14 protein-coding genes are annotated in these 13,631 nt (G+C 65.6%); all 14 read left to right on the forward strand.

Annotated features, from left to right (window positions below):
- Positions 1-8 precede the first annotated feature (8 nt).
- The 14 genes from lepB to ITJ68_RS05130 all read left to right on the forward strand — a co-directional run bounded on the left by lepB (position 9) and on the right by ITJ68_RS05130 (position 13,570).
- The gene (lepB, locus tag ITJ68_RS05065) at positions 9-755 is read left to right on the forward strand and encodes a signal peptidase I (RefSeq protein WP_194660254.1); all 747 of its coding nucleotides are present in this window, start codon (positions 9-11) and stop codon (positions 753-755) included.
- Positions 752-1,456 (forward strand): ribonuclease HII, encoded by a 705-nt coding sequence (locus tag ITJ68_RS05070; RefSeq protein WP_194660255.1) that lies wholly within the window; start codon positions 752-754, stop codon positions 1,454-1,456. The genes lepB and ITJ68_RS05070 overlap by 4 nt, the downstream gene beginning before the upstream one ends.
- Before the next feature lie 68 nt (positions 1,457-1,524).
- Positions 1,525-1,848 carry a DUF2469 family protein gene (locus tag ITJ68_RS05075; protein ID WP_194625395.1) on the forward strand — a complete coding sequence of 108 codons (324 nt, stop codon included), beginning with the start codon at positions 1,525-1,527 and terminating at the stop codon, positions 1,846-1,848.
- 104 nt (positions 1,849-1,952) lie between these two features.
- Positions 1,953-2,306, forward strand: coding sequence for a histone-like nucleoid-structuring protein Lsr2 (locus ITJ68_RS05080; RefSeq protein ID WP_071271225.1), 354 nt, complete (start codon positions 1,953-1,955; stop codon positions 2,304-2,306).
- Between the two features lie 140 nt (positions 2,307-2,446).
- Positions 2,447-2,800 (forward strand): YraN family protein, encoded by a 354-nt coding sequence (locus ITJ68_RS05085; protein ID WP_194660256.1) that lies wholly within the window; start codon positions 2,447-2,449, stop codon positions 2,798-2,800.
- Positions 2,797-3,861, forward strand: a complete 1,065-nt coding sequence (locus tag ITJ68_RS05090; RefSeq protein ID WP_323743225.1) for a YifB family Mg chelatase-like AAA ATPase — start codon at positions 2,797-2,799, stop codon at positions 3,859-3,861. The genes ITJ68_RS05085 and ITJ68_RS05090 overlap by 4 nt, the downstream gene beginning before the upstream one ends.
- A 134-nt stretch (positions 3,862-3,995) precedes the next feature.
- Positions 3,996-5,330, forward strand: coding sequence for a tyrosine-type recombinase/integrase (locus ITJ68_RS05095; RefSeq protein WP_194660257.1), 1,335 nt, complete (start codon positions 3,996-3,998; stop codon positions 5,328-5,330).
- A 358-nt stretch (positions 5,331-5,688) separates the two neighbouring features.
- Entirely contained in the window at positions 5,689-7,062 is a 1,374-nt protein-coding gene (locus tag ITJ68_RS05100; RefSeq protein WP_194660258.1) for a hypothetical protein, read from the forward strand.
- 122 nt (positions 7,063-7,184) lie between these two features.
- Entirely contained in the window at positions 7,185-9,104 is a 1,920-nt protein-coding gene (locus ITJ68_RS05105; protein ID WP_194660259.1) for a hypothetical protein, read from the forward strand.
- Positions 9,101-9,526: a hypothetical protein gene (locus ITJ68_RS05110; RefSeq protein ID WP_194660260.1), complete on the forward strand. Its 426-nt coding sequence runs from the start codon at positions 9,101-9,103 to the stop codon at positions 9,524-9,526. The genes ITJ68_RS05105 and ITJ68_RS05110 overlap by 4 nt, the downstream gene beginning before the upstream one ends.
- A gap of 1,062 nt (positions 9,527-10,588) precedes the next feature.
- Positions 10,589-11,158 carry a hypothetical protein gene (locus tag ITJ68_RS05115; protein ID WP_194660261.1) on the forward strand — a complete coding sequence of 190 codons (570 nt, stop codon included), beginning with the start codon at positions 10,589-10,591 and terminating at the stop codon, positions 11,156-11,158.
- A 154-nt stretch (positions 11,159-11,312) separates the two neighbouring features.
- Positions 11,313-11,573, forward strand: a complete 261-nt coding sequence (locus tag ITJ68_RS05120; protein WP_194660262.1) for a hypothetical protein — start codon at positions 11,313-11,315, stop codon at positions 11,571-11,573.
- Positions 11,574-11,641: 68 nt separating this feature from the next.
- On the forward strand, positions 11,642-12,526 hold the full coding sequence (locus ITJ68_RS05125) for a hypothetical protein (RefSeq protein ID WP_194660263.1): 885 nt from the start codon (positions 11,642-11,644) through the stop codon (positions 12,524-12,526).
- 195 nt (positions 12,527-12,721) lie between these two features.
- Positions 12,722-13,570 carry a metallophosphoesterase gene (locus tag ITJ68_RS05130; RefSeq protein WP_194660264.1) on the forward strand — a complete coding sequence of 283 codons (849 nt, stop codon included), beginning with the start codon at positions 12,722-12,724 and terminating at the stop codon, positions 13,568-13,570.
- The last annotated feature ends 61 nt before the right edge of the window (positions 13,571-13,631 follow it).

The following is a 13,631-nucleotide window of genomic DNA, read 5'->3' on the forward strand; positions in this document are numbered from 1 at the left end:
AGGGTGGCATGACCGACACGACCGAGAACGACGGGCGTCGGCCTCGTGCCAGCAAGCAGCGGAACGGTGTGCTCACCTTCCTCCGTGACCTGCTCATCATCTTCGTCGCGGCACTCCTGGTCTCGTTCCTGGTCAAGACCTTCCTGATCCGCTCGTTCTACATCCCGTCCGCGTCGATGCAGAACACGCTGCAGATCGATGACCGTGTCATCGTGAACGAGCTCGTCCCCAAGACCGTTTCGCTCAAGCACGGCGACATCGTCGTGTTCAAGGACCCGGGCGGGTGGCTGACCGGGGCCGAGGTGCCGAGCGTCACGCCCACCTCGCAGCCCGCACGCTCGATCGACTGGCTGCTGACCCAGGTCGGCCTCGGCACCGGCGACAGCGACGACCACCTCATCAAGCGCGTCATCGGCCTGCCGGGCGACAAGGTCGCCTGCTGCAACGACCTCGGGCAGATGACGGTCAACGGGGTGCCGCTCAAGGAGCCGTACCTGAAGCTCCCCGCGGGGGAGACCCGCGCCTCCGGTACCGACTTCTCGGTGACCGTGCCCAAGGGCACCATCTGGGTGATGGGCGACAACCGCTACGACTCCAAGGACTCCCGCTACAACGGCGACACCCCGTCCAAGGGCTTCGTACCGCTCTCCGACGTGACCGGCCGGGCCTTCGTGATCTCCTGGCCGACCAGCCGGTGGACGTGGCTCGACGACTACCCGAACGTCTTCGCCGGCGTGGAGGAGAAGCGCCAGTGAGCCCGGTCCGTCCGTCCCTGCGCGTGGAGAAGTCGCTCTTCGCCGCCGGGAGCGTGACGGTCATCGGCGTCGACGAGGTCGGCCGCGGCGCCATCGCCGGTCCGGTCGCGGTCGGCGCCGCAGCGATCACGGTCGACGTCCGTCGCGTGCCGCAGGGGCTGGCGGACTCGAAGCTGCTCTCCGCTGCCCGACGGACCGAACTCGTGCCGGTGGTGACGAAGTGGGCCCGTACCGCCGTCGGGATGGCGTCGGCCGACTACGTCGACGAGCAGGGCATCGTGCCGGCGCTCGGACTGGCCGGGGCGCGGGCGCTCTCGGCGCTGCAGGACTCCGGTGTGTCGTTCGAGGGCGCCGTGGTCGTGCTGGACGGCTCCTTCGACTGGTTGTCCCGCGCGCTGCCGCCGACGCTGGTCGAGTCCTCGCCGCTCGAGGTCACGGTGCGGGTCAAGGCCGACCGGGACTGCGCCTCGGTGGCCGCGGCGTCCGTGGTGGCGAAGGTCGAGCGCGACATGCTCATGGTCGCCGCCCACGACGACGCTCCGCACTACGCATGGGCGTCGAACAAGGGCTACGGGTCGACGGCGCACTACGACGCCATCCGCGCGGTCGGACCGCACGCGCTGCACCGCACGAGCTGGTTGCACGCGGTGTCGAGCGTGGCGCTGGACGGCTTCGACGAGCTGGCCGCACCGGTCGCGTGATCCGTCGACGGGCATGGTTCGCTGTGCGCGTCGTCGCGGTGGCGTCTGCGCCGTAGACTGTGGGCGCAATGGATGATGACGAATTCGACGACTACGACCGCGAGGTCGAGCTCGCTCTCTACCGTGAGTACCGCGACGTCGTGTCGCAGTTCCGCTACGTGGTCGAGACCGAGCGCCGGTTCTACCTCGCCAACGAGGTGGAGCTCGCGCGCCGGGACACCGAGCACGACTTCTACTTCGAACTGACCATGACCGACGTGTGGGTCTGGGACGTCTACCGTTCCGATCGATTCGTGAAGTCGGTCCGCGTGCTGACGTTCAAGGACGTCAACGTCGAGGAACTCACCACGCGTGAACTCGAACTGCCGAAGGAACTCGCGCTCGACGAGTAGACGCATTCCAACGTGGTCATCGTGAACCGCCGGGTGAATTGTGCGCATTTCCGGTCCGCCGGATACTGTGGAGGGGATTTCCACCCCCACGCAAGGAGCACGCAATGGCACAGAAGGTCACCGTCCAGCTCGTCGACGACCTCGATGACTCGCCCATCACCGCAGGCGATGGCCGCACCGTCGAATTCGCATTCGACGGCTCCACGTACGAGATCGACCTGTCCAACGACAATGTCGACAAGTTCCGCGACGCGATCTCCGACTACATCGCCGCGGCGCGGAAGGTGAGCGGCCGTCGCACCACTGGTGGGACCGCCGCTCCGAAGTCGGCGCCGAAGCGCGGCAACTCCGAGGAACTCGCAAAGGTCCGGGAATGGGCCAAGGAGAACGGGTACGAGGTCTCCAGCCGTGGTCGCATCTCCACGCAGGTGCAGGAAGCGTACGCCGCAGCGCACTGATCCTCACGTTCTTGGAGAACCCGGTCGACCGAATGGTCGGCCGGGTTTCTTCGTTCCACCACAGGAACGAAATCGTTGTCGTTCTCCACAGATGACCATGGATTGCAGATCCGCGGTCGACGTTTCCCGAGCATCAACGGATGCGAACAGTCACTTTGGGAGCCCGCGGCGAAGCGATCGCCGCTGATTGGCTCGAACGGCACGGGTACGTGATCGTCGACCGGAACTGGCGATGTGCTCGGGGGGAGCTGGACATCGTCGCGCGCTGCGCCGACGACCTGGTCTTCGTCGAGGTCAAGACCCGGGCAGGGGCCTCGACCGGGCATCCGCTCGAAGCCGTCACGCCGCAGAAGCTCACGCGCCTCCGCCGACTCGTGCCGGCGTGGTTCGCCGCACACCCGGACCACTCAGCGCGCGGGATCCGCATCGACGCCATCGCCGTGCACGTGATGGGCGACCGATCGGTGGTCGAGCACGTGGAGGCGGTCGCATGACGGACATCGGACGTGCGTCGGCCGTCGCGCTCCTCGGGGTCAGCGGCCGGCTGGTGGAGGTCGAGGCCCACCTCACCAGCCAGCTGCCCGCCTTCAGCATCATCGGGCTACCGGACACGTCGCTCGGCGAAGCGCGCGAACGTGTGCGGTCAGCGGCGGCGAACGCGGGGTGCCCGCTGCCCACCCGACGGATCACGGTGAACCTGACGCCCGCTGCCATCCCCAAGCGCGGGTCGGGCTTCGACCTCGCGATCGCGATGGCGGTCCTCGCCGCTGCCGGCAGTGCGCCTCGTGCCTCTGCGCGGGTCGCCTACGTCGGCGAGCTCGGTCTCGACGGGCGGGTCCGTCCGGTGCCGGGGGTGATCCCGATGACGGTCGCCGCGCGCGATGCCGGCATCGAGCGGGTGGTCGTCCCCGTCGGCAACCTGGAGGAGGCCCGGGCGGTGCCCGGCGTCTCGGTGCAGGGTGTCGACTCGCTCCGTGGTGCCGCCATCGACGCCGGCGCCCTCCTGCCACCGGTCGACGTGCAGCCGGTGCTCACGGACCTGCCGGCCGAGCGGCCTCAGCGTGCGGTCGACCTCGCCGAGGTCGTGGGGAACGAGGTCGGGGTCCACGCGATGATCGTCGCGGCAGCCGGTGGGCACCACGCGCTGCTGCTCGGGCCGCCCGGCGCCGGCAAGACGATGCTCGCCGAACGGCTTCCCGGGCTGCTGCCGGACCTCGACTCCGAGGCCGCGCTCGAGGTCGCCGCGGTCCGGTCGGTCGCCGGACTCGGTGCCCGGTCGTGGACACCGCGGCCGCCGTGGGAGGCCCCGCACCACTCCGCGTCGGCGGTCGCCCTGATCGGCGGCGGCTCCGGGACGATCCGACCGGGCGCCGTGTCCCGCGCCACCCGCGGGGTGCTCTTCCTCGACGAGGCGCCGGAGTTCCCCCGGGCCGTGCTCGACGCACTGCGGCAGCCGCTCGAGTCCGGGCGCATCACGGTGCACCGCGCCGCCGGTGCTGCCGAGTTCCCGGCGCGGTGCCAGGTCGTCGTGCCTTTTGTCGCACCTGACGTGTGAGGGGCTACTATCGCGTCGTGCGAGCCTGGCCGACGTGGGAGCGATATCGAGTCGTGGATGGAAGAGGCAGTGGTGCGTGGCCCGTCCCCTTCCAGCAGCCGGCGGACGGTCGCTCTCTGTACGAGCGCGCGGATGTGCCGTTCGTGCTGGATCCGTGCGGTGCGTTTGACCCTGACCTCAACGCGTTCTGGACGTCAGGTTCGACCCTGCTTGCATCCTCAACGTTGAGGTTGTACGCACACCATCTCGCGCGGTTCCTCGACTTCGTGTGGCACGCACGATCGTTCCCACACGATCGGCGCAACTGGCGAGCAGTCCGACACGAAGATCGACTGGCGTACAACTATTGGCGCAACGAAGACCCCGATGGTCCGCGGATCGCGGCGAGCACCTGGAACAACGAAGTGACCGCCGTCGCGCAGTTCTACGCGTTCCAACATTCGGTCGGGAACCTTGCTGAGACGCCCATACGCATGATCCCACCAGCAAAGCGCCCTCGCATCGGTCAGCGTCTGCGTACCGCGGATCGGCCCGCGGAACTCCGCAGGACCAAACTTCCGACGGCACCATGGCTGACGCCCGCGGAGTATCGATCGTGGCGGGACGTCGGCGTAAGAGGCTACGGATCGAACGGCCACCGTGACCCCTCGTCGCGCAGCCAGCAGACCGCTCGAAACGCCGCCTTCACGGACCTCATGTTTGGTGTTGGGTTTCGGCTCACTGAACAGGCGTCCCTTCTCCTGTCGGAGATTCCCCGTCCGGACGCCTCCAGCATGTACTCGCGACTCGCGGTCCCGACGTCGGTAGCGAAGAACCGCTCCGGGCGCGAAGTTCTCATTGCGGAGCGTGCGCTGCGGGTCGTGGACCTGTACGTCCGAAGCGATCGATCGGACGCCGTGCAGTCGGCGCAAGAGACGTCTTCGTACAACACCGTTCGGGACAAGCTCATCTTGGATGGGGACGGAACCTTCCGCAGCGCTGCCGGTCGGCGAGTTCGCTCAACGGACGCGAGTCCTGACGAGCGATTGCGGCTGTACCGAGTCACTCCGCGTGGCCTCGAACCCGCAGCGCTCTGGTTGCGTGCCGACGGGTTGCCGATGCGCCCGCGAACCTGGCAAGGCGTCTTCATCGCCGCGAATACGCGGGTGAAACGGCTCGGCCTCGACATCGAGTGCAACCCCCACAAGCTCCGGCACTCATGGGCGACGATTACCCTCGCTCAGCTCCAGCGGCGTTACAACAGCTTGCGGGGCGAAGGTGCTCCTTCGGCCATGATCGGGGACCCCCTGAACTGGGTGAGCAGAAGACTGGGGCATCGAAGGATTGAAACCACCATGGTGTACATCCACAACCTTGCTGAGCTTGAAGCCGAGACGATACTGCGGCTGATCCCCGACACCGAGGACCTCGTCGCGACGCCACCCGGACGGGAGATCAGCTTTGACAGCATCGGGACCCGACTTGGATAGGCCGGAACAGGTGGGCGCATCGACCTTGTACGAGCTGCCGGCGAGAATCACCGCGGACGATGGCGGACTACGCGCGCGACTGGACGGTGGCGATGGCAGGACCGGTTGGCTGACGACCCGCGGTTGGGCGGCGCCGAACCTCCATCTACCCTTCCTTCGGGCGTTCGTCGCCACGACGGGTCTTGGAACGCGCCGGCGCTCAAGCCTCGTCGCACGCCAGTGCCAGCTGTCCTACCGAGGTTTCCTCCAATTCTTCTCGACCGAGCTCGGGGACGATGTCTCGCTCGGCGGGATTGGCCCCGAGCACATCAGGGCCTACAGAGAGCATCTCAAGGACTCGCCTACCCTGGCCATGCGGATGACCGACCTCCGCGTTCTCACCAAAGCGTTGCACGATCTCGGTCTGTGTGACCGTGACCTCTTTGAGGCTGCGAGCGACGCGATCCCGGCGCGACGGCACTCGCCGCAGCCGGGCTACGACCCCGAAACGTTTGCCTCGATCACCGCGGCTGCCACGCGCGATGTCGAAGCTATAACCCGGCGAATCGCCGATGGAGAGGAGCTGCTCCGACGGTTCAGGGACCGGAGTCAAGGCCTCTCGGAACACGAGCGCATCGTCGGACGGATGCTTGAGGAGATGGCAGACACCGGGCGTCCACCGCGCCTTCGAACGGCTCACATGAGGGCAGTCGTTCCGATGATCGATCTCGCGCGAATGCTCTTCCTCACCGTCCGCGACCTCGAGCCACTTCTGGTGCTGCTCGCTATACGAACGGGGCGGAACGTCGAGACTTTGAAGGAGCTGACGGGTGAACACCGCATACGGGAATCGAGTGTTCTCGAAACTCAGACGATCAAACGGCGACGCGGCTACGAGTCCGAAACGGTGCTCTGGGACATCGGGAGCGCAAAAAGACAGCTGAAGACCGCTGGCGGCATGTACCTGCTCCTCCACAGACTCGGCCGCCGAAGCCGCGACCTTGCGCGCTCCGACAAGTTGCTTTGCATCTTCCTGCAGCGCAACGGAGGCAGCCACCGATTCGTCTGGGAGAACCGCCTGAACAACGTTGCAGGTCCGGATTTAGGCGCTTGGGCGCGATCACACAACCTGACCGAGGGTGGCGCGGCGCTTCGCCTGACCTTCAACAGAATCAAGACGACCGTCGATCGGGAACGAGCTCAGGCGAACAACTTCCAGCTCGATCGCGCGGCCGTCACCAACACGCCTGAGGTCCTCTACCGGTCCTACATCGCCCCGGACCCGACAGCTCGCCGCGCATTGGAGTCGATTACGAACGGCGCTCTCCTCGACCTCGACGCCCGCCTCACCGCGGAGCGCAGCCCGGAAAAGACGGCGCCCATTTCCCAACGACCGGAGGCGCCCGACGTACCAGACGCGATCACTACAGCCTTCATGCGCTGCCGCGACGTCCTCGGCAACCCAGAGCAACCTGGAGTCGAATGCAATGCCGACATGCTTGCCTGCTTCGGATGCCCGTGTGCGGTCGTTGGGGACGAACACATTCCAACTATCCTCCGCCTATCCGCCGAGCTGATCGAGCACTTCGAACGGCTGCCGCTCGAGCAATGGATCGCACGGTTCGGTCAAGCATGGCTCGCCATACACAACGACATCCTTCCCTCCCGGACAACCGAGGAGATCGCACACTTTGCGACTCTGATGCCGACTCACACCGCTCTCAAGATTCTCGAGAAACCGGAGATGTTTTGACCAACTTGCCTGCGGAGGCGGTATCTCACCGTCGGACATGGAGCCCGCGCCGACACGTCCTGGCCGCGCGTGTCGCTCCAGAGCACCTGACAGGAACGTCGCGATTCGAGGATGACGCGTGGGTGCTCTCTCCAGCGGAACGCCTCGGCCACGCCCATGTCTACTCACTCAATTTCTTGCGCGTGCCGGCACCGTTTCGTCCGGCCGCAAAGGAGCTCTTCGCGCAGTTGCTCGACGACGACCTGATGCCGCGCGGCAAACCGTACGCGACGTCATCAATTCGCGTGCACTTCACTGGCGTCCTCGTGTTCCTTCAGTTCTTGACCTCGAAGCGGCTGACCCGGCTCTCGGAAGTCACTCCCCGACACTACGGCGAGTACGTCGGTTACCTCGGTGCCCTCGGCAAGCTCCGCGATTCCCATCTTCGAAGTGCGCGCCTTTTCTGGACATATCGTGACCGGTTGACGGACCCGCTCCCAGCCGATCCTGAGGCCATGGTGTTCTGGCGTGCCGCGCCGGAGGCGCAGCGTGGAGAGAACAAGACCCAGCGGATACCTGAAGAGATACTCAACCCTTTGATCTGGTGGAGCTCCCGCCTCGTCGACGAGCTGTCCGGCGACATCCTGAGCTTCGCGGAAGAACACCGCAACTTGCTCACGGCGCAAGCCAGTCGGCCGAGCATCTCGCGCGGCCGGGGTGACGCAAGCAGCAGAGTGACTGCCCTCCTGACCCGCTACCGCGCCAGCGGCGAACCATTGCCGGGCCACTACGAGAAGGCATGGCAGGGGCGACCGAACTACCGGGCACTCGATCGAGAAGCCGGCGTGCCAACAGGTCTGACTATCCGCATCGCCGATTACCAGGTGCGTGCCCTCGCGGAGGACAACGGTGTCGACTCCGACACCTTCCTCCGGTCGCGTCCTTCCGCGACGCTCCTCGACGTCCCTTGGTCGGGTCGAATTACCTACCGAGAGGTACCCGGCCTCTGCCGGACGCTGCAGACCGCAGCGTATGTGTTGATCGCGTTCTTCAGCGGAATGCGCGACAGCGAGGTGAAGCACATCAAGCGCGGATGCATCCGCACGGACAGCGATTCGACCGGTCGTCTCCAGGTGCACCGCCTACACGGCACGACGTTCAAGGGCAACGACGACCCGCACGGCAAAGCCGCGCACTGGATCGTGTCGCCCATTGTCAAACGGGCCGTCGAGGTTCTGGAACGATTGGCCGACCCGGGCGAGGAGTACCTGTTCCGTCCCTTACGCTTCGGCACATCACACAACCGGTCAGATACCAAGTCGCTCGTGTCCGGCTCGGAAACCAACACGAACCTGAACAAACTCGTCGACTGGGCGAACGGTCGCGCTGTCGGAATACCTGGAAGCCCGAAGATCGCGCGAGCGGACGGAACGCGATGGCAGCTGTCGACTCGGCAGTTCAGACGCACGCTCGCGTGGTTCATTGCGCGGCGACCCGGCGGTGTCGCAGCTGGCGCGCTGCAATACAAGCACCTGTCCCTGCAGATGTTCCGGGGCTATGCGGGGGAGTCCCGATCTGGCTTTGCCGATGAGGTGGCTGGAGAACAGGCCCTCGCCCGCGGCGAATGGCTCGGGGAGTTCGCGCAAGACGCGCACAGCGTCGTCGGTCGGGCCAAAGACGAGGTTGTTCGCCGACTCGACAGCATGGGGTCTGCGCTGGGGTTCGCCGGGCAGCTACCGGAGAGTCCTGCCCAGCTAACCCGTTTCCTCAAGCGCCACGACCCCTACATCTATCGAGGTGCGGCCGTGACCTGCGTCTTCGACCGAACCAAGGCACTCTGCATGCGGAAAGAGCCCAGCGCACCCGACCTACTGTCCTGCGAACCGCTTCGCTGCGCCAACGCAGTTTTCACTCCCGAGGACATCGCTGCATGGCGAGACCGCGCGAGTGGGCTCGCCGAAGTCGCCGCCGATGAGTCCCGAGCTCCCCGAGTTCGCGCCAGCGCTGCGGACCACTCTGCCCGGCTCATCGCCTTCTTTGATGCCCTCCAAGGATCGGCATGAGTGTTGAGCGATCGGAGGAAGCGACTCAGGCCGCACTAGATGCCCTGTTCGCGTCCGCTGCGCAAGAGGGGCGAACGCTAACCGCCACGGAGGTGATGCGCACTATAGGACTCAAGCGGACGAGCATCAACGTCACCTACCCACACATCAACGAGCGAAGAAAGGCACACAACCTCGCACTGAAGGAGCGGCCCGGTCCCGAGGCGCCACAGCGCCGCGTGATCGAGGAACAGGTCCGCGAGTTGCAGCAGACGATATCGGAGTTGAGAACCCAGCTTCGTGGTGAGTCGGAACGCTCCGAGCAGTACGCGCAAGTGATTCGTCAGCTCGCGCTCGATAACCACGAGTTCCGGCTCCTCCACCCAAATATCAGCGACGCCCGCGGTCGATTCAATCGCTCCGAGACTGCCGACGAGCGCTGACGGCTGGCGCGGCGGGGATCGTTCGGCCCATCACAGCGCCCTGTGTGGAGCCGAACCGACTACCTGGCCCCCTCTCCGCGGACGTGAATAGACGAACTCGGGCTTCGAAGCCAGCGCCGTCACCGTTAGGTTGCTGCGACGTGTCGTCGCACGGAATGTCCTCGGTGTCCCCGTCGGCACTCTACTGTTAATCCGTGAGCAGGAGTCCCCGCAAAACGCCGCGTGAACTCGCACCCGAACCCTGGCCGGAGGTGAAGTCGCCCGATCCGGTTGCTGAAGCGGCACGCGTGTTTGCTGCAACACTTCGAGCACAGGTCGGAGAGCGGAGCACCCGCTCAGTGGCCGCTGCGGCGGGAATCCACCACGTCACACTGCTCCGAGTCCTCGCCGGCGACTCCTGGCCAGACATCGCGACCCTCGCGCGACTCGAGATCGCGCTCGACGCGAACCTGTGGCATGGGCCGCGCCGCGACGAGACTCAGTAGCCAAGCAGTCTTTCGTAGGGATACCACGCGCCACCAGTGAGCCGCGCAAGCGGCCTAAGCGCACCTTCGCGCCCGAGTCGCGCTCCTGATGCTCGATCCACATGCCGGAGCCGACTGCCGAGGAGGCGAAGCAAGAGTTCTGCTGACGGGTCTCCAACGCCGAGCGGTTCGCTCGCCACGAACTCGCCCGAAATCAGATCGCACACAGCCGCGATGTCGTTCCCCCCGTGCGTCACGACGAAGTCACCACGAGACCCGACATCACGGTAGTCCACTCGAGCTGCCTGGGGCAGCCTCACTCGGTCGAGCCATCCAACGTTCAGTTCCCCAGCCGACTCCGCCTCGATAGTCACACGAGCCCGAACTGGCGTGTCCTCCGCATCAGATCGACCCATGTGGTGATTATAATCACCATGGCGAGGCGAGTGAGTTACAGAGAGGCGGGACCGTGTTGGATGATGTGGCTGGCGCGGCCCCGCCTTTACACCAGGGCCCCGATGCGCGGCAGCGCGCCACCGCCGCGCTCGAGGAATCGATCCAAGGTCTTGGCCTAGACGTCACGGTCATGATCGGACTGATGGCTGAAGCGTTGGCCGAGCTCGTCCCCGATGAATCACGACGAGCGGCCCAGCGGATGCTCGCGCTCGAATGGATCGGCGCAGTGGGCGACGAATGTACGTGGGAAGCGACCCTGTCCGATCGCCATCTGCGGTCTGTCCTCGCTCGGCGCGTCGCCATGGAACAGGTACGGCTCCTTCCTGCGCACGATGTGGCAGCGAGGACTGGAAACTCCGTCGACACGATTGTTGAACTCGTGCAGGAGCGAGCGCTCTACGGCTTCCATCTCCGAGGAGCATTTTTCCTCCCCAGCTGGCAGTTCGTTGATCCGCGTGCGGAAAGTCTCGTCGTGCTGTCCGAGTTCCTACCGACGGTGCTCATGTCCATCCCGATAGACGCGCTGCCGTCGATGGTGTCACGTGTCATGACGAGCGAGGACCCAAACCTCAGCCGTGGCGCAATGAGGTACTCACCCCGTGATTATCTCATCGCCGGGGGAGGCCCATGGCCCGTCGTGCGGACCCTCTTACTCGTTCTAGAGGGATCCGCGCAGGGGCTTGGCGACCTTCTTCTAGGCGGTCGAGCTTGATCCGCCGTTCTGTAGAAACGGGTACGTCGTGAGACGAGCGGAAAGCAGGCAAATCCCGAGTGTCAAGGTCATCTCACTCCTAGCCTTTGACAGGGCAGCTGCACCTTCAACCCTGCTTCAGAGCAGCATCTGACCGGACAGTGGATGTCAACGCATGAGCGACATCGTTCTGGACTTCTCTTCCCTCGATGGCGTAGTTGCTCACGGCTCCGACTATGGACCATCCGACCACCTGTCGTGGTTGGTGGCAGCCTTCGGTGATGCCTTGCACAGTGCATCGATCCTCGGCTTCATGACCACGCCGCACTCCGACACGCTCATCAGCGTCCAGCCGGAGACGCCCGTCGAATGGCTCACCGCGCGCCGGGATGTGCAGCCGCTGCTCGACCTGCTCGAGACACGGCGTTGGGAGTGACGGGCGTGCCATCGGACAGCCCATCAAACCCTGAGGCGTGGGACGGCGAAGTTGCTCGTCAGGTAGGGGTGCAGGTCACCGATCCGGTGTTGGTCGCCCTGATGGATGCGATCGCGTCCCAGTCGCTGCGTCCATCCGAAGCGATGGCGCTGACCCGGGACCACCTCGATAGCAGCCGCCCGAACAGAGCCGATGACGCATCTGCCATCCGGGCGATGGCGTTGGCGGACGCTGCTCACGGCGCTGAGGGAATCGCCGTCATTGACCCGTATGCCCGTGAACTCGCCCGCTGGGTCGCCGAGGGGCGAATGAGCGGTGACGAAGCGGTTGCCTTCATCACCGCCCTCACCGATGCCGGTGCAAACCTCGTGGATCCGGATAGGCCGCCGGATCAGGGCTACGAGGTCACGACCGTGCAACCGGGCGTCGATCCGTTGGGAGCGATCAAGCGCGGCGACGTGCGGAAGCCTGCGCCCTCAGCTCGCTCTTCCGAGGATCTCCAGTCGGTGGCCGGGAACCAAACGGACCCCATCGCTGGGGCACCCGGCGACCCGGGCGCCCCGCGGGTCCCCTCCGACTCCCGCACATACACGCTCTCTGACCGGATTGGGCCGTTTTATGACGCCGCCGGCTTGCGCGAATGGTTTCAGATCAGCAGCGAGGCAGTCAACGCGCATGTTCGAAGGGGAGAACTGCTCGCCGTTGTGACTGCGGACGGCTTCCGCCTCTTTCCCGCGTTTCAGTTCGAAACAGCCGGCCAACCCCTACTTCGACTGCGCGAGGTACTCGCGGAACTCGATCCGGCACAGGTCGACCCGTGGGGCGACGCCGTATGGCTGAACGCTCCAAGCGACGGCCTCGACGGCCTCACCCCCGCAGCGGCGCTCCGAACTGAGCGAGCTGACGACGTGGTTCGTCTCGCTCGTCAAGCGGGAGCGTTCCGATTTGGCTGACGCACGCCGGGCGGCGGTGTGCTCTTGCACTTCGTCGTCGCCCTGCCCGCCGGGATCTGGGTGCGGCGCGACGCGTTCCTCGTCGAGGGCGACCCTGTCGACCGCACACACGCCCTGGCTTCGACACTGCGATGTCGAAGATTCAGCGGACGACCTGTTGTGGCCTCCACCGCATGTGTGACGCCCGAGTGTCCAATGGTTGACCGGCACTGGCTTGTTGATGAGCGCATCGGGGTGCTTGGTGATCCCCACGCAGACTTGCAGTGGATGAAGCTCGCGATCCGGAACCTTCATCGTGCCGGCGTCCGGCAGGTTCACGTGCTTGGCGACTTCGGCTTCCTCTCAACTGGCAACCGGCACGAACGCGACCGGCTCCGGTTGCTCACGATGCAGCTCGAGTCCCGGGACATGTTCTTGTACGTCACTGGCGGGAACCACGAGGGGTACCCAGCACTGCACCGCTTGTTCCCGGTCGACGAATGGGGGTACCGGAGGCTCTCACGGCGGATCATCTGGCTCCCACGCGGATGGCGCGGAACAACCGCTGCCGGCGCAGCCGTCGCAAGCCTCGGCGGCGCCAACAGCATCAACCGCGGCCGCCGCGACCCGTCCGTTTCTGGTCATGTTGCAGCGTGGCATCCGGAGGAGCAGATCACCGAGGAGGACCTCAAAGCACTCGGCCCAGACCCGGTCGACGTGCTCCTCGGCCACGACGCACCAATCAGCAGAGCCCTCCAACGACATGTAGCACGGCAACGGCGGTTCTGGACGCCCGACGACATCGCGTACGCCTCGGCCGGCCAGGCGATGTTCCACCGCGGCGTCCTCCAGGTCCGGCCGAAGCTTGTCCTGTCCGGGCACTACCACCACTACCTCGACACGACTCTGCGCCTTCAACCTCGCGAGCAGGAGACAGCCACTGTCCGAAGCGTGATTCTCGATGGGAACCGCACCGCCCATAGCGTCGCCATCCTTCATGTCGACGCGATCCAGGTCGACGCGCACCCAAAGTTATCGCCCGGGCTCCGGCGCCAGCGCAACTAGACCGATACGCCAATTAGCTTGCCGGCGCCTCCGCGACGCCGTCCTACTCCTGGGTCCCGCC

Origin of the sequence: Curtobacterium sp. VKM Ac-1395 (genome assembly GCF_015350975.1) — a bacterium.
GTDB lineage: Bacteria > Actinomycetota > Actinomycetes > Actinomycetales > Microbacteriaceae > Curtobacterium.